Genomic DNA, 15,193 nt, shown 5'->3' on the forward strand with positions numbered 1-15,193 from the left:
TCTACTGGTTCCTGTGTGGTCGGGGCGCTGGGGCTACTGGCTGGTCCAGCGGGTGAGTGCGGTGATGGGGGTGGGCAGGGGCCGGCGCTGGGTGGGGGGCGTGTACCGGGTGGGGGGGAAGGTGTCGTTGAAGGCGCAGAGGAGGTTCTCCAGGCGCTGGGCGGGTTCGGGGGCGGGGCGCGGGGGTGCGGGCGGCGGTGCGGGTGGGTTGAGGGGCTGGGGTTCGGGATCGGGGGTGCGGGACTCGGCTTCCCAGAGGGGCTGGAAGTAGGTGGGTTCGCCGTCGAGGATCTGGATGAGCTGGAGGACGTCGTCCCAGGTTCCGGTGGTGGTGCCGTCGAGGAGGGCGGTGATCTCGTCCTCGGGGAGGGTGTGGCTGGTGGTGATCTCCATTGCCCAGGCGGTCGGGCTGCCCGCGCGCATGTGGAGGTAGCGCAGGGCGGAGGCGAGGGTGTCGCCGCGGCTGGTGTAGCGGCGGGCTTCCGCGTCCTGCCAGACCTTGCGCAGCAGGTTGGGTTCGACGCCGCACGCGCGGGCGATGGAGGCGGCCGCTTTCCAGGTGGGGAAGCGTTCGCCGCTCATCAGGCGGGACAGGAAGCTGGGGGACAGGCCGGTCGTGCGGCTCAGGCTTCGGAGGGTGAGCCGGGAGGCTCGCTGGAGGTTGCTCAGTACCTGTGCCAGGTCCTGGTCGTGGGGAGAACGGCCCGGGGCTGCCGTCTCGGGGGCGGGTGGCGGGAGCGGGGGAGAGGGCGCCGGCCCGCTCGTGTTGGGCCGGGAGTTGGGCCGCCGCTGAACAGACGGCGGAGCCGGCATCGAGGGGGAGGCGTATCGGTTGAGAGCACGCTCGATCGACTCCGGCGTGTACTTCTTGCGGGCCGTGTCCTTGTTCGACCCGACCAGGCCGCCGATCGCTTCCCAGGACGCGCCGCAGTGCTTGGTGCGGCCGACCATGACCCGCTCGATGTACGCCATGCGCCGCTGGAGCCGCACCATCATGCGCAGCGGCTCCTCCGGGGCGATCCCGGGCGTGTTCAGAGCGCGGAGCATCGTCTGGACATCGGCTGCCACGCGGCCGAGCTGGTCCCTGAGGTAGGGGTCGAACTTCTCGGTGTTCGGGGGGTGGGTGTGACGCCTGCGGTGGGCGGCCTGGCGGCACTTGGTGTCGCAGTGCTCGCCCGGGCGGCCGGTCGGGTTGTGCGATAAGGCCTTGCCGCAGTGCTTGCAGTTGCTCGGTGAGAACGCGTTCCCCATGGTGATGATCCCTCGCGGGTAGGAACCCGGGCGACGAAAGGGGCGCGCTGCCCGGGAAACGTTACGGAGAAGGGTGCTGCCACGCCCGTTTGGTGGTGCACGGACGCCGGCGGGTCCGGCTGGGGACCGGGACGGTGGGCCCGGCCCCCAGGGTCGTCATCGCGAAGGCCGGCCGCGACGGGAGTGCAGGTAGGCGACGAATGCCCACGCGAGGGCCGTTGCGAGGAGAACGGCGGCACCCGTGTAATCCGGTGAGCCGGGTGCGATCACCAGGGGCGGAAACGCGGAACCACCCGCGCGGGGCAGATCCTGGTGCCAGTTGCCCGATGTTGCCTGCATGTTGACCGGCATATCGGGGCTCGACCCGCTCTTGTTAAGGTTTGGACCTGTGGGTCGCTGCCACAGGCGTTTGACCCGGAAACGGACTGGGGAAGCAGACATAGCGCGAACTCCTTGTTCGTAGTCACGTGGAGCGCGAGCCGGGTCCCCGCTAAGAGCTGGCTCGCGCTCTGTGACTGTAGTAACACGTTCGGGTCAAACGCCATTCGGTCAAATGCTCCCAGTCCCAGTACAAGAGCGGACCGATCGGACAGTTTCGTAGAGGCCGACGGGCATTCCGCATGGAAACCGGAAAAACGGCCCCATGGGCGTCCGGATCTTGGTATCTCACTCGAAACGTCGCCTGAAGACCTCACCGCACAGCCACGTCCCGTCGAAGCCGCCCGGCACTCGAGTCGCGTGGACATCCTGCGCGAATCCACTTCTCAGGTGATGGGACCGCGTGACCTTTTCGGCCCCGGGACTTTAGTGGGCAGGCATGGTCGTGCGAGCGTGCAGTGATGCGTGCCTATGCAGCCCTGCTGCACTACGGGGCGGCCCGCCGCCTGCTTGCTGCGAGCGTCGCCGGAAAGCTCGGCTTCGCGATCTTTCCGCTGGCCACCGTGCTGCTCGGACACGGCTCCTCCGGATCCTTCCTGGACGCCGGGGCTGTGGCCGGCGCCTGGAGCATGGGCGGCACCATGACGGGTCCGCTGCGCGGGCGCCTGGTCGACCGGTACGGCCAACGCGGCCCGCTGGCCGCCTTGACCTTCATCACCGCCCTCGCCGTCACGGGACTGGCTAGCGCGGCGGGAACCGCGCAACTGATCTGCTTCGGCGCGCTCGCCGGCGCCGCTGCTCCACCCATCGTGGCCAGCATCCGCCCCCTGTGGACGCAAGCGGTGCCCAAGGAGTTGGTACACAGCGCCTATGCCCTCGATGCGGTACTCACCGAAGTAACCAAGATCTGCGGACCGCTCATCGCAGCTGCCGCAGCCGCACACTCCCCACGGATGGGTGTGATCACCGCCGGAGTGCTACTGGCCACCGGCACCTGCCTGGTGATGTCCCATCCGCGAGCCGATCGCGCTCCTGCCGCAACCGGCACCGGCCGCGGCATTCTGGCCTCGCCCGCGCTGCGCCTGCTGCTCACCGCCAACGTGTGCGCCGGGTTATGTCTGGGGGCACTGACCGTGGGTCTTCCCGCCCGGGCTGCCGAAGTGGGCTCAGCGGCGGATGCGGGGTGGCTGTTCGCCTGCCTGGCCCTGGGCAGTGCCCTTGCCGGTGCACGATTCGGCGCCCGCCCCGGCGCGGGCAATCCGGCCAAGGGCTATCTCACCGCCTTCGTCTGGCTCGCCCTCGCGCTGGCTCCCCTGGCCGCTGTCTCGGCACCGTCGCTCCTGGTGATCCTTCTCATCACTGCGGGCGCCGCGTTGGCGCCCATGACGATCTGCCTGTTCGGGCTGCTGGACGCCCATGCACCACGCCAGGCAGCAGTCGCATCCATGATGTGGCTGGTCGCAGGAGAAGAGCTCGGAATCGCCGCCGGGACCCTGATGGCAGGGGCACTGGCGCAGCAGACCGGTGCCTGGCTGGCCCTCCTCACCGCGGCAGCCGGCGGCGGACTCGGTGCCCTCGTTATCGCCATCCGCAAGGCCGACCTGGCTCCTAGAAGCAAAGCACCCGCTGTCTGACAGGACCACCAGGGTCGGATCCGCACTCGGAAGGAGGACGCGGACACGGCGGCACCACGATCACCCACTGGATCACCAAAATGTGAAACGAGCACTCAGGAACGTTCGGTGATGGTGTCCAGCTGCTGCCAGAGCTGGTGGGCCGCCGCGACCAGGCGGTCATCTGCCGCGAACCAGATCGACGCGCTGCCGCCCTTGTCCGCGTAGGAGACGACGGCGTCGCCGTACGTGCCGTCGGGCTGGATGAACCCCGCATGGAGGCTAACCCCGCCGTGCAGAAACGACCCGGTGACACCCAGCCAGCGGCCGGCCGGTTCGTGGACGATCCGGGTCTGCTCGCTCATCGCGCCGCCCATGAGACGTGCTTCTGTCCAGCCGCACCCGTTGACGATCGTGATGGCAGCCGTTTCCCACTTCATCGCTGTCACATGTCCCCCTCGCCGCAGACGTGTTGCCCGTGCTGCTCACGCTATCGGTCAGGGGGCCGGTGAAGGCAGCGTGGGTGCCGACCCGCCGCCACGAGCACGAGCAGCAGCACCAGCGGCCCGGCCCGTCCAGGGCGATGACGGGGACCACTCAGTTCGTCTCGGCAGCAGTAGAGGCCGTTGCTCCGGTCTGCGGGTTGCAGACATCGCAGATCTTGCTGCCCGGTACGGCCAGCAACTCCGGCATCTGTGCGGTGGTGACGGGGAAGAGTGCCGCGGGGTCGGCGGGTACCCAGCAGTCGTGCCGGTGGATACGGACCGGCGGCATGCCGCCGGCCTCGACAGCCCGGATCCGTTCGGCCAGAGCCCCGGAGGGTGCGGGCGGCGGTGCAGGCCGACGGCCGGTACGGGCCCGTACGAGCGCCGCGCGGTTCCTGCGGACCGGCACCCCCGTGTAGGACTGCCCGGGAACGGGCTCCACGTGCGTGGCGGGCGCGCTGATGACGATGTCGTACGGCTCCGCCGCGACGTCCTGGTCCCGGACCTGCACCGTGCTCCACAGCGTGACCGCGCACTCATACATCCACCTGCCGCCCGCCGTCTGCCACCTGGCGAGGAGCCTGCCGGTGAGTTCCTGCCCGTCCGCGAACCGGATCCGCACGAAGGCCACGTCACCGCCGGCAGGGAGCCGCTGTCCGCCGTCGCGGTTGGACTGCGCGCGCCGGGGCCCGGCAGCCGGACCGTCGCTCACGACGCGCGGCCCCCGCGACCGACGGACGCGTCGGTCGCGGCCGTCTCCCGGGCGGCACGCCGCAACTCGCAACGCAGAGCCGAAGACCGGCCCGGGCCTCCGGCGAGGAAGGGATGGTGGGCGATGACGTCCGACAACCGCAACAGGCGCCGGCGCAGCACCGTCGTCCCGGGACACGACGCAGCGAGAGCCTCGTAGGTGCGGTTCCACTCCCGCTGCGCCTGGAGCAGGTCCTCGGGGAAGGTAGGTGATGCCATAACGGCAGTAGATCAGATGTTCGATTTCCTCGTCCCGTCGAGACCGTGAAGCCAGTGATCAAATGCGACGGCTGCGACCATCACGGTCATCAATGAGTGGCCGTGGCCAGGATTTCGGGAGCTCAGGACGGACCTGCGTACTTGCCGTGCTTGAGGCGGCCGAATGCGAGACCTCTCGGCCGGCCGGGCGGTAGAGTCCGCACGTGCGTTGATCTTCCGGGCAGCGGCCGAGAGCCGCCGCAGACGGTGCGGGCGACCCCGATGATTTGGGGCCGCCCGTCTGGCATACCCGTCATCAGAACACCGGAGATCATGTAATGACTGCTCAGCAGCCCATCACCTACGATGCGTTTGCCGAACTCGCCGCCGCTGATTCAGCTGTCGTCGGCCTTGTCCTCAAGGGTTCCCGGGCTCACGAGGGCATGACCACCGAGCACTCCGACCACGACCTGTACGTCGTCCTCGCCAACGGCGCGACTACCTCCCTCACCCGGTTTGCGGGGCACCGCACCCCAGAGCTCGACCTCGTCATCCTTTCCCTCGACGAGTTCCACGCTGTCGGAATGCCCGGCTTCGAGCGGTACGCTCTCGCCCGCGCCCGGATTGTGCTCGACCGGCTCGACGGAGGCATCGCCCAGATCCTGGCCGGCAAGGCACGGCTCGACGGCGATGAAGCCTTCCGGGAGGCGGACGAGTGGCTCGATGCCTACGCCAACTCCCTCTACCGCTCGGTCAAGAACGACCGCGACGGGCATGCGCTCGCGGCCCGTCTCGACGCCGCTGACAGCATCCGGTTCCTGCTGGAGTTGCTCTTCGCTCTCGATCGTCGTCCCCGTCCCTACAACAAGTACCTGGAATGGGAGCTTGCCCAGTTCCCGCTGCCCGGCTGGGACACCGGCATGTTGCTCGACGCTGCGGACCGCATCTCAGGAACGGGCGACGTGTCCACTCAGCGTCGTCTGTTCTCCCAGGTCGAGGCAGTGGCCCGCCGGGCCGGGCACGCCGCGGTGCTGGACGCATGGGGTGAGGACTTGGCCCTGATGCGCCCGCAATAGAAGCGCACCGCAGGGGCTCCCGCCCGCACTCTGGCGGTCTGAGGCTTTCGCAACAGGACCTAGCCGCGGATCTCCTGCACGAGGTCCTGGAGCGCGGTGTCTTCGTCCGGGCGCCGGTGCAGGTCTACGTAGAGGCGTGCTTGCACCCCGGCCTGCCCCGGGGTGCGGTGTACGGGGCGTGGGCCGGAGGTGGCCCACAGCCGGTCCAGGGTGGCCATGGCTGCGTGCGCGGTGGCCTCGTCGGCGGCCGTGATGTCGATGACGAGGAGACCGGGGGCGCAGAGATGCTGTCGGTCGGGGAAGTCCATGGCTCTACCGACGTCCGCCGCGGTGCGGCCGGTTCGCTGGTTGGGCTCTCTTCACCCGGCCGAGCGACCGTCCCCGGGTCGCCCGGACTTTCACTGCCTCCGCGCTCCGCCCGGGCAAGCCCGTGTGGTCGGCGGCTGGAAGTCCGTTCTCCGTGAAGGTGGCGAGAGAAGCGTTCCGTGCGGCAGCGAGCCGCCCGGTTGTTCGTCGGCCATTGCCCCCTGTGGCGGGCCGCCGACCAACCCGTTCGCCACCTTCGCCACGTTCATTGAGACCGTCAGGCGGACCCGGCTACCACCCGCTACCGCACTCCACGGGGTCTGGCAGCGCGGCCCGAGCCGCAGCCGCGGCCATGGCCGTGCCTGCCCAGATTTCGGGAAGACGGCCGTGCCTCGGACCGTCGTGCACGATCTCCCCGGCCCGCACGAGGGTGATCACGCCGGGCCCGGCGTCCCGCGTCACCCACGGCATCCACAGGTTCGATCCGTCGAACTCCCCCGTCGGGTCCTCCTGTACGTCCGGATTGGTGAGCGGATAGTCGTGCATCACCAGCGTGAGGACCAGCTCCCCGGACGAGTTTGGCCTGGTGTCCGGCACCACCCGATAGATGTCTGACCAGGCGACGCCGAAGCCCGCGGGCCCCCGCCACACGATCAGATGATCTCCCTCGATGGGCGGATAGCCGGGCAGCACGGCTGAGTTGTTCGCAGTAGTCATACCGGCCCAACGATGTTCCCGGACGCTCGTCACGCCAGCCGGCTGACAACCCGGGGCCCCACCCCGTCCGCCATCTTCGCCACGTTCATTGAGACGAGCGGCGAACGGCTCACCAACTACAGCGGGCGCTCGCCAGATACCCGGAGACCGGACAGGCAGGGGCGGTGTGGCATCGGCCACGGACGAACCGTCCGGTCAAGGGGTGGTCAAGGGGCAGAACGGACACGGTGGGCCGGGGTGAGCCGAGCGTGGACGAGGGCTGATCGAGCAGGCTGTTCGCCTGTCTCGTCTCGCACGTGTCCGGTGCCTGTGGGACGGACGACCAGTCACCCCGTCCCGGCCCTGGCCGGGAGGAACGAGGACCCCGTGCCCGCATTCGTGCCCGCACCGCCTCCGCCGCCCCTTCTCTCCGCCGCGCACGCCCGTGGCGACGGAGCCCGGGCCCCGGAGGCACGCCGCCCGGACCATGCCCTCCGTGTCCTGCGCGCAGCAGTGGGCAAGCCCCGGCGTGCCCCTGCCGCCGGGGCTTGCGTTCCCACTGCCGAAGCCACTTCCGTGCTCAGCTACCGCGCACTGGACATTTTCCCTGCTCACCACGGCTTTTCGGGCATCCACCGGATTGTCACGACCCTCTTGTCCTCCCTTGTTTGTGAGTGGGTTGTCGGTGGTGGGGGAGAACATCGGGTCCGGAGGGCTGGTTCCCGTCGCGTCCGGGGGCGGCCGCGGGCGACGGGAGCGCACCCGGGGACAGGCCGGGTGCGGATCGGAGGGCGGGCCTGATGGCGGGCAAGCGCGAGACGAACGAGGCGGGATCGTCGAACGGCCTGCGCAGCGATGTGCTGCGTGTGCTCGGGGTGCTCAAGGTCGCCACGGCCGACCAGATCCAGCGGCTGGCCTCGCCGCATCTGACCTACCGGCACACGACAAAGGAGACGCCCGCCAAGCGGAAGGAGGCGCGTACGGCCTCGCACCGTGGCGCGGTGAACGATCTGCGGCGTCACGGTCTGGCCGTGGACGGCGGCCGTACGCGGGGCGGGGAGGAGGTCCGGCTGCTCACGAAGGACGGGTTGGCCGCGGCCGCGATCGACCTGGACCGTGAGCCGGAGGAGATGGGCGGCATGCCCAGGAGCGCGGGCCGCTCCGGCGCCTCCCACCCGGTGACGGTGAACGAGATGGTCATCGCCCTGATCCGCCCCAAGCCCGACCTCGACCTGGTCGCGGGAGAGCCGGCCGAAGCCCGGGCCGCCGCGCGGGCCGCCGTCGACGCCCCGGACGGGATCGGCACCTTCACCTCCTACGCCACCGAGGTCGCCCTCCCGGTCAAGGGCACCTGGAAGAACCCCGCGATCGGCAGCGCCCGCGCCGACATCGTCCTGACCGCGCCGGAGGCCGGGGTGCCGCTGCTGTTCATCGAGGCCGACAACTGCACCGAGGAAGCCGTCCTGATCGCCGCGAAGTTCGACAAATACGTGAGGTTCTTCCAGCGGATGGAGAAGGACACCGACGGCATCGAAAAGCCGCTGTGGCGCACCCGCTGGTCCGCGCCCGCAGGGGAACAGTACGAACGGGTGCACCCGCCGGTCCTGCTCGTCTTCCACCAGGTCGGCAAACGCTCCGCGCAGAGCCAGACCGACAAGGTCGCCGACCTCACCCGCGACCACTGGCAGGGCAGGTGGCACGCCGGCGAGGGCTTTCACTCCTACGACCGCTGCATCCCGATCGTGGCGACCACGCTGGACCTGCTGCGCGAGCACGGCCCGGCCGGCCCCGCGTTCCTGCGCTTCGGCCGCGACCACCGCGAGCCGCTGAGAGACGCTGTCGGGAACCCGCGCCGCGACGCCTATGTCGCCCGCCGCCGCCAGGCCGACCGGGAGGAGCAGCGGCGCCGTGCGGTACGGGAAGCCGCGGCGCGGGAGGCATCGCGGCCCGTGTGCACGGACTGCCGGCGCAAGTTCACCGACGACCGCTGGGAAGCGGTCGGATACACCCGGGACTGGACCGGGCGCCAGACGCACCCGTACCTGTGCGAGGACTGCCAGAGCCGGGTCGTCGCAGCCGAGCAGCAGGCCGAAGCCGGCGAACGCGAGCGCCAGGAGCAGGAGCGTCTCCGCCAGGAGGAAGAGGCCGAGCAGGCCGAGCAGAAGGCGGGCGGCTGGTTCTCCCGCTTCCGGACCTGACCCGGGCAAGCCTCCCGGCCGACTGCGGGCAAGCCCACGGTGCAAGGCAGCGGCGAGTGTGGTGCTGGGCGTAGCCGCTCGCGCCGTCGGGCCGCCGTAGAGGAGCCCCGTGCCCGCGTCGGTGACCGGGCTGTGGGCGGCCCGCGGTGTGGCGAAGGCGTCGATAAGACTGGTCCGGTGACGGCGCCTGACCAGTCAGCAGTACGACGTTGTTCCGTATGAAACTGGGTGGTCTCTACGGGGCGCTTCCCATCATGCTGTTCTTGAGGTGAGGGGGCGCGTGGGACGAGATCAGGCGGAGAGCGCCGAGCAGAAGAACCAACGTTGTCTTGAGGCGTACGTGGTGAGAGCCCGCCGCGTGGCAGAGCACTCCCTTGCACAAGACTGGGATGCACTCGTGGCGTTGACCAACCCGACGATCGGAGTCCGCTTCGACAACGGTGAGATGCGGATCCGGCACGAGCTGCCTCCTGAGGAGGTGGTCGAGTCCGCCGCGGCCCGGATCCGACCGATAATCCTCGAGAAGGAGGACTGCTTCCACATGAAGGCGCTGAAGGCCCTGGGTTATGCCTGCCGGGCGCTGCCACGTGAGGCGGAGTGGGTCCGAGCAGCACGTGCCGAGTGGGGGAGGCGCGTGGCTCCCTCCACACCTGCGGATGCCGCATACCGAGTCCTGGTCTCCAACTCAGGTACAGGCGAGGAACACGACCTCGACGCACACAGGCTCGCCATGGCCTGGATCTACGGCGACGTCGTGCACCACGACACGGAGCGGCGGAGGGAAGGCGACGCCTTCGGATTGCGGGACCGTTTCCGTGCCGCGGTGCCACTGGTCGCCTGGACCATGGTCGGGACGATCGAGCTCCTCCACTACATCCAAGCCTTGTGGGAGGACGGTCTGCTGCAGCTCCGGAAGGAGGTATTCGACGAGCGCGTCGTCCTGAAGTCGACGGTGTGGGAAGAGCCGGCGCAGATATATTTCGCCCCTGTTGGGACAGAGCCGCCATCCGGTGCGGCCACCCCACTGCCCGAGGCATGGACCCGGCTGGGCAAGGACACCGACTTCTCGCTCGTGCAGCACACTTTCGGCGGACAGCTCGTCCACCCGATGAGTTCAGCAGGCGTGACCGAGCGCCCATCTAACGGAGAGATCGACGCCGCCCCCCGCGAGGGCTTCGACGGCACAGCCCAGCCCGCCCACGGAGTTCCACGGCCGCTGACCAAGGACTGGCAGGCCGAGCTGATCGAGCGCTGGAAAGCGATGCAGCCCTGACGGTGCACCAACGCCCCGCGTTGGCGGTGGTGTCGGCGATGCGCAGCAGGTAGCTGGCGACGTCGCGGACCCCGGCGAACCAGCCATCCTCGAACCGCGGCTCGGACTTGTGCGGCGGGCTGCTCTCGGAGATCCAGGTGTGGGCGCCGGCCACCGCCCCGGCCTCCAACGTCGCCACGATGTCGTCGGCCTGCTCGTGCCCGATCCCGACGGCCGCCAAGGCCTGGAAGACCATGAACCGCGCGCTCGTGGCCTCGTGCTGGTGGTGCCTGATGCGGGCCAGCTCCTGCCCGTACGCGTCGGCGTCGTGCTGCTCGGTGCTCACGCGGTGCCTCCCTTGTCTGCGCGGGTCCGGTTGGCGACCCACTCCGGATCGCGTACGGGCGCCGTCGGCTCCGTGGTGGTGGCCGTGGCGCGCATGATGCGCTGGCTGGTGCCCGGCGCGGTGACGACGTGGACCAGGTCGACGACGGCCTGGCGCACGGTGCCGCCCCGGACCCACGCCCCGGTGAAGCAAACCTGATCGGCAGCCCAGTCGCCAACGCGAGACCACGGGCGAAGCCGCCCGAGCAGATAGCCGGCCGTGAGGGCGGCGGCCGTGGTGACAACGATCTCCATCACAACCACCGCATCCCGATCGAGGACAGCTGCTCCTGTCGCGGGTCGTTTTTTATGCGCAGTGCGCGTGTTCTGAGCTGAGGTTTTCTCAGTTGTAGTGGTTCGTTTTTTGGGGTTGATGGTGCGCTGAGTGTGGCCTGGCGGTGTCTTGCAGGTTCCTGGCCTTGGGTTGTGCAGTTTGCCTGGGTGGCGTGCAGGGAAATTGGGCCGCTACTTGAGAAGCGTGCAGGGTGTTGCTCGGGCGCGGGGTCATGTGGTGGTGCCGGGGTTTGTGGGTGGGGTCTGGCCGGTGGCGGGGCGGTGCTCGCGGAGTGCTTGCAGGATGTTGGCGTGGTGTTCGTCGGCAGGGCTGTTGCCGGTTTCGGACTGGAGGAGGGGATCCAGGCGTGTGTAGAGGTCGTCGAGACCGAACATTGCGTCGAGACCGGCCAGGACACTCTCATCGATCAGACGGTGCGGGCGTGAAGTGGGTTGGATGAGTTTGCCCAGGAGAGGGAGAAGCTCCCATCCGTTGTCGAGGCGTTGGCGTAGCCAGGGGCGCAGGCTGTCGGGATGGGTGTGGCGCCACATCCAGATCAGGTCGGTATCGGACTCGGTGAGTTCCTCGGCGGGTCTGCCCGTGGTGGGCGCGAGGTGCTGGGCGATCCGATCGGCCACGGCGTCGCGGGCCTGAAGCGACCAGTCTTCGGTGGTCTGCACTTGCTCGGAGTCGTTGTTGTCAGGGTTGGTGGCGCGGTGCAGGGTTCGGGTGGCCAGGACCGTTCCGTCGGGGGTGGCGCCCATGGCGCCCAGTACCGAGGACCTTTGTTCCGGTGGGAGGTCGGTAAGGAGGTCCCGGGCCAGGAACTGCAGGCTCATGCCACTGCTGACCAGGCCCATCATTTCCGGTTCGGCGGTCAGCTGCCCGTAGCTGTCTGCCATGGCCTTGAGCAGTGCAGCAGCGGGGAGGCGGATGCCGGCGCTGCGGCGCTGCTCGATTCGGCGCGTGATGCGGTGAGTGTCGTCACGGAGGCGGAGCAGCAGTTCGGCTGCTTCCTCTCCAGGAGCATCGGCGGTCAGTTGGGCCAGGGCTTGGTCGAAGGCGGCTTCGGGGAGGTCGTCGTCGGGGACGCCGAAGACCATGTACCGGTCGAAGTAGTCGGGGCTGCTGATCCCGCGGCGCTGTGCGGAGGCTTTCGTATCTCCGCCCCCGCCGAGGTCTTGTTGGACTGTCGGGAACAGTTGGGCCAGCAGGTGGAGTATGCCTTCGATGTGCTCTTCGGCCCCGCCGGCTTCGCGCAGGCGGCGGCGCCAGCGTTCGGCTCGTTCGCCGGGTTGCTGTGTGCTGTGCCGCTGCGCTGGGTCGATGCTCGTGCCGGTCAGTTCGGCGCGGTGCCGTTTCAGGAGTCGGTAGACGCCGGGCTCATTGGTGCGCAGGAAAGTGACGATGAGGAAGTCGACGACGTCCACGTTTCCGACGAGGGAGGCGAGAGTGGCGTCGGCCTGTCCGAAGTAGCGTTTGACGGCCCGTGGCGTTTGTAGCCTGTCCTGCAGGTGCCGGAAGTAGGCCTCGGAGAAGCGCCGCTCCTCGCCCGGCGTCATGGACAGGCCGTGGGAGTCCAGAAGGGCGTTGAGTGCGCGGATGCTCATGGCGGCCGCATCGCGTTCGCGGAACGCGGGAAGGTCGAGCCTCACTTGAATGATCTTTTCCAGGAACTCGCGGGCCCTGGCTTCGCTAGTTCCCACGAGGTCGCTGCGCTGCAGGACGTCCAGCAGCGTCTGTTCATCAAAGCTGATCAGGTAGTAGACGTTCGGAAGACGGCCTACCAGACGCACCAGCTTGAAGACCAGGAGCAGTTCGTCGGGGGTGAGACGGTCCAGGTCGTCCATGACGACCAGGACGGGCTGGCCTGCCTGCCGCAAGGCATCTTCGGCCTTCCGCTTGGCGGCCGAGGCACTGGCGTCTCCAGTGATGCGGTCGCTGAATGCCTGGATTAGACCCTCCGAATCGAGGCCGGCCAGCGCGGTGAGCTTGCCCAAGGGGCTGATGGCCTGCCCGAAGCCCCCGATCCTCTGGCGTGCCTGCGACCAGCGTTCTTCCTTGGGCAGGGCAGCGCGGATCTCGCTGAACAGCGCCGCGGTCAGCGATTCCAGATCGGAGTACAGCCATGGATTGAGCTCCGCGATCAGCCAGGCTTCGCGGCCGTCCTGGTTCTGCAGGAGACGGATCACTTTGCCCAGGACGGTCGACTTTCCGGAACCCCAGGGACCGATCAGAGCCAGGACGCCGGATTCCGTCTGAGCCCGGACGCGCCCCAGCAGTTCCACAGCGTGCTGCGCATACTGCCCACGACCGAGGAGGTCGGGCCCCTCATCGTCATGGAAGGGCTCGTCGTTGAAGAAACGCGCGTCACTCATCGGCATATCGTGCCGGACCGCATCGTTCCCCGCCGCAGGTCGGCGGATGAGGTTACGGATTTGGGTGGATGTCGATGGTGGTGAGGAGGTGTTGTTGCTGGGGGTGGAGGACGTTCCACAGGCTGCGTTGAGTGTCGGTCCAGTGCTGGAGGGCGGGGGAGGCGGGCTGGCCTGTGTGGTGGTGCTCGCGGGCTTGGTGGTAGGTGCGGTGCCAGTGGTAGGGCCAGGGTGGGTTCCACCAGGGGTCAAGCATGGTGAGGGCGCGGTGAACGGCGTAGGGGGTCTTCGTGTGCTGGGCCAGGAGGCGTTGTCGGGCCAGCCAGGACCCCAGGGGGAAGCTGTCGTGGACGACGGCGCAGTACGGCGTTGCCAGACTGTCGTGCGCGGCTTTGTAGGTGCGGGCGTGGGCCAGTGCGGTTTCGGCGTAGGGGGTGAGGGGCCGGGCGTGGGCGCTCTCATCGGTGAGGCCGATGTCGGCCAGGAGGCTCTGCTGGCTGGGATGCAGGTCGTTGTAGCGGGTGACCTGCCGGCGTAGCCAGGCGCGCTCGGTGGGGGCGAAGCTGCGGAACTCGTGCAGGGCGTATAGCTGGTGGCCGGCCTGGACCTGCTGGTGGATGTGCTGCCAGGTGCGCTGCCAGGCCAGGCTCCAGGGCGGGCACCACCAGGGATCGACCCTGTCCAGCGCCTTCGCCGCGGCAGAAGGAGGCGCACCCAGGCGGGTGTCGGTACGGGCGCGCTGACGCTGTCGGCGAAGCCATCGCCCTAGCTGGAATCCGTCGTGGGCGGTGTCGATTTCGGCGGCGAGGGTGCCGCGTGCGGCGTGGTAGGCGCGTGCGTAGCCGAGTGCGGTGACGAAGTCGGCCTCGTTTTCGGCGGGCCGGGTGGCGGCGCCGCGGGCGGTGTCTGCGGTGAGCCCGATGCGGGCAAGCAGGTCCCGCTGGTCGGACAGGAGCGTGTCGTACTGGGCGCACTGGGTGGTTAGCCACGTGGCGAGGGCGCTTCCGGTACCGGGGAACCCGGCCGCAGCGTCCAGGACGTGGCCGTCTCGGACCTGGGTGCGTGCCTGGTGCCAGGCGCGCTGCCAGTCCAGGGTCCAGGGCGGGTTCCACCAGGGGTCGATCGCCGACAGTGCCAGTGCTCGGGGTGAGGGTGTGCCGTGGCGGGCCCGGTAGGTGCGGTCTTTGCTGCGCTGATTGGCCAGCCACTGTCCCAGCTTGAGTCCGTCCTGGACGGTGTCGGTGGTCGCGGCCGTCAGCGTGTCGTGGGCGTCGGCGTAGGCACGGGCAGAGGAAAGGGCGCGCTGGAAGTGGGTGACCATGTGCTTGCGGCGTGGCCGGGCGGTTCGTACGGCTTCGCGGGTGAGGCCGATGTCGGACAGGAGGCGCTGTTGTGCGGGGTGGAGGTCCCCGTAGGCGGTGCACTGGTTGTAGAGCCACTCGCCCAGGCCGAAGTTGGTGGCGGGGAAGCCGTGTTCGGGGCGCAGGCTGCCCCGGGCGCGAGCGTGGTCGCGGGCTTCGTAGTAGGAACGCTGCCACATCACTGTCCACGGCGGTCTCCACCATGGATCCAGCGCCTCCAGTGCTGTCGCCGGTCAGTGAAGCCGGACCACGGTGACGACCGCGTTCCGCGTCGTGCCCACCACGACCTCCACCACCACGTCGCCGTCGACGGGGATGTAGGAGTCGCCGCTCGTCGTCGACGCCGGCCCGCTCCGGGGCACCAGGTGCGGGCCGATGAGGCTGGAGAGCGCGGTGGACAGCCGCTGGGACAGCACGGCCCGCCCGTCGGGGAGCCGAACGACAAGCGCCTTCGGATGGCGGGCGGTCCCGGTGAACCCGGCCACGACCGCGTCGACCGTGTCCGCGTGACGGATCTTCACCCTTCTCTGCACCAAGTCAAGTTCAGTGGTGTGTGCTGGGGGCCGATCATCCCGCCCAGCACTCCGATCTTCGGC

At 69.1% G+C, this 15,193-nt stretch carries 14 protein-coding genes; 4 read left to right on the forward strand and 10 right to left on the reverse strand.

The features are described from left to right. Window positions 1–33 precede the first annotated feature (33 nt). Entirely contained in the window at window positions 34–1,251 is a 1,218-nt protein-coding gene (locus tag ACFTZC_RS39335) for a helix-turn-helix domain-containing protein (protein ID WP_382898591.1), read from the reverse strand. An 839-nt stretch (window positions 1,252–2,090) separates the two neighbouring features. Between ACFTZC_RS39335 and ACFTZC_RS39340 the strand changes: the two genes are divergently transcribed. Continuing rightward, window positions 2,091–3,263: an MFS transporter gene (locus ACFTZC_RS39340; protein ID WP_382898593.1), complete on the forward strand. Its 1,173-nt coding sequence runs from the start codon at window positions 2,091–2,093 to the stop codon at window positions 3,261–3,263. Between the two features lie 95 nt (window positions 3,264–3,358). Here the strand turns inward: ACFTZC_RS39340 and ACFTZC_RS39345 are convergent, their stop codons facing one another. The 3 genes from ACFTZC_RS39345 to ACFTZC_RS39355 form a co-directional block, all read right to left on the reverse strand. Further along, on the reverse strand, window positions 3,359–3,691 hold the full coding sequence (locus ACFTZC_RS39345) for a hypothetical protein (protein ID WP_382898595.1): 333 nt from the start codon (window positions 3,689–3,691) through the stop codon (window positions 3,359–3,361). A gap of 148 nt (window positions 3,692–3,839) precedes the next feature. Beyond that, window positions 3,840–4,439 (reverse strand): DUF6233 domain-containing protein, encoded by a 600-nt coding sequence (locus ACFTZC_RS39350; RefSeq protein ID WP_382898597.1) that lies wholly within the window; start codon window positions 4,437–4,439, stop codon window positions 3,840–3,842. Further along, window positions 4,436–4,696 carry a hypothetical protein gene (locus tag ACFTZC_RS39355; protein ID WP_382898599.1) on the reverse strand — a complete coding sequence of 87 codons (261 nt, stop codon included), beginning with the start codon at window positions 4,694–4,696 and terminating at the stop codon, window positions 4,436–4,438. The genes ACFTZC_RS39350 and ACFTZC_RS39355 overlap by 4 nt, the downstream gene beginning before the upstream one ends. 317 nt (window positions 4,697–5,013) lie before the next feature. Between ACFTZC_RS39355 and ACFTZC_RS39360 the strand changes: the two genes are divergently transcribed. Beyond that, a complete protein-coding gene (locus ACFTZC_RS39360; protein ID WP_382898600.1) occupies window positions 5,014–5,751 on the forward strand; it encodes a hypothetical protein in 738 nt (245 codons plus the stop codon). A 59-nt stretch (window positions 5,752–5,810) separates the two neighbouring features. Here the strand turns inward: ACFTZC_RS39360 and ACFTZC_RS39365 are convergent, their stop codons facing one another. Further along, window positions 5,811–6,059, reverse strand: coding sequence for a DUF6207 family protein (locus ACFTZC_RS39365; RefSeq protein WP_382898602.1), 249 nt, complete (start codon window positions 6,057–6,059; stop codon window positions 5,811–5,813). A 289-nt stretch (window positions 6,060–6,348) separates the two neighbouring features. After that, on the reverse strand, window positions 6,349–6,774 hold the full coding sequence (locus ACFTZC_RS39370) for a hypothetical protein (protein ID WP_382898603.1): 426 nt from the start codon (window positions 6,772–6,774) through the stop codon (window positions 6,349–6,351). A gap of 779 nt (window positions 6,775–7,553) precedes the next feature. Here ACFTZC_RS39370 and ACFTZC_RS39375 point away from each other — a divergent pair. Next, window positions 7,554–8,951: a replication-relaxation family protein gene (locus ACFTZC_RS39375; protein WP_382898605.1), complete on the forward strand. Its 1,398-nt coding sequence runs from the start codon at window positions 7,554–7,556 to the stop codon at window positions 8,949–8,951. A 280-nt stretch (window positions 8,952–9,231) separates the two neighbouring features. Continuing rightward, window positions 9,232–10,224, forward strand: coding sequence for a hypothetical protein (locus tag ACFTZC_RS39380; RefSeq protein WP_382898607.1), 993 nt, complete (start codon window positions 9,232–9,234; stop codon window positions 10,222–10,224). 321 nt (window positions 10,225–10,545) lie between these two features. Here the strand turns inward: ACFTZC_RS39380 and ACFTZC_RS39385 are convergent, their stop codons facing one another. The 4 genes from ACFTZC_RS39385 to ACFTZC_RS39400 all read right to left on the reverse strand — a co-directional run bounded on the left by ACFTZC_RS39385 (window position 10,546) and on the right by ACFTZC_RS39400 (window position 15,118). Further along, window positions 10,546–10,842, reverse strand: a complete 297-nt coding sequence (locus ACFTZC_RS39385; protein ID WP_382898608.1) for a hypothetical protein — start codon at window positions 10,840–10,842, stop codon at window positions 10,546–10,548. 249 nt (window positions 10,843–11,091) lie between these two features. Beyond that, complete coding sequence (locus ACFTZC_RS39390) at window positions 11,092–13,239, reverse strand: P-loop NTPase fold protein (protein ID WP_382898610.1); 2,148 nt, start codon at window positions 13,237–13,239, stop codon at window positions 11,092–11,094. A gap of 52 nt (window positions 13,240–13,291) precedes the next feature. Beyond that, window positions 13,292–14,776, reverse strand: a complete 1,485-nt coding sequence (locus ACFTZC_RS39395; RefSeq protein WP_382898612.1) for a helicase associated domain-containing protein — start codon at window positions 14,774–14,776, stop codon at window positions 13,292–13,294. Between the two features lie 54 nt (window positions 14,777–14,830). Beyond that, a complete protein-coding gene (locus ACFTZC_RS39400) occupies window positions 14,831–15,118 on the reverse strand; it encodes a hypothetical protein (RefSeq protein WP_382898614.1) in 288 nt (95 codons plus the stop codon). Between the last annotated feature and the right edge of the window lie 75 nt (window positions 15,119–15,193).

This window comes from Streptomyces sp. NPDC056987, from assembly GCF_042673865.1.
Lineage (GTDB): Bacteria > Actinomycetota > Actinomycetes > Streptomycetales > Streptomycetaceae > Streptomyces.

Bases quoted from the DNA above. Each gene is read 5' to 3' on its own strand.
- ACFTZC_RS39335 (WP_382898591.1), bottom strand. From the start codon at position 1,251: ATGGGGAACGCGTTCTCACCGAGCAACTGCAAGCACTGCGGCAAGGCC.
- ACFTZC_RS39340 (WP_382898593.1), top strand. From the start codon at position 2,091: ATGCGTGCCTATGCAGCCCTGCTGCACTACGGGGCGGCCCGCCGCCTG.
- ACFTZC_RS39355 (WP_382898599.1), bottom strand. From the start codon at position 4,696: ATGGCATCACCTACCTTCCCCGAGGACCTGCTCCAGGCGCAGCGGGAG.
- ACFTZC_RS39360 (WP_382898600.1), top strand. From the start codon at position 5,014: ATGACTGCTCAGCAGCCCATCACCTACGATGCGTTTGCCGAACTCGCC.
- ACFTZC_RS39365 (WP_382898602.1), bottom strand. From the start codon at position 6,059: ATGGACTTCCCCGACCGACAGCATCTCTGCGCCCCCGGTCTCCTCGTC.
- ACFTZC_RS39370 (WP_382898603.1), bottom strand. From the start codon at position 6,774: ATGACTACTGCGAACAACTCAGCCGTGCTGCCCGGCTATCCGCCCATC.
- ACFTZC_RS39375 (WP_382898605.1), top strand. From the start codon at position 7,554: ATGGCGGGCAAGCGCGAGACGAACGAGGCGGGATCGTCGAACGGCCTG.
- ACFTZC_RS39385 (WP_382898608.1), bottom strand. From the start codon at position 10,842: ATGGAGATCGTTGTCACCACGGCCGCCGCCCTCACGGCCGGCTATCTG.
- ACFTZC_RS39390 (WP_382898610.1), bottom strand. From the start codon at position 13,239: ATGAGTGACGCGCGTTTCTTCAACGACGAGCCCTTCCATGACGATGAG.
- ACFTZC_RS39395 (WP_382898612.1), bottom strand. From the start codon at position 14,776: ATGTGGCAGCGTTCCTACTACGAAGCCCGCGACCACGCTCGCGCCCGG.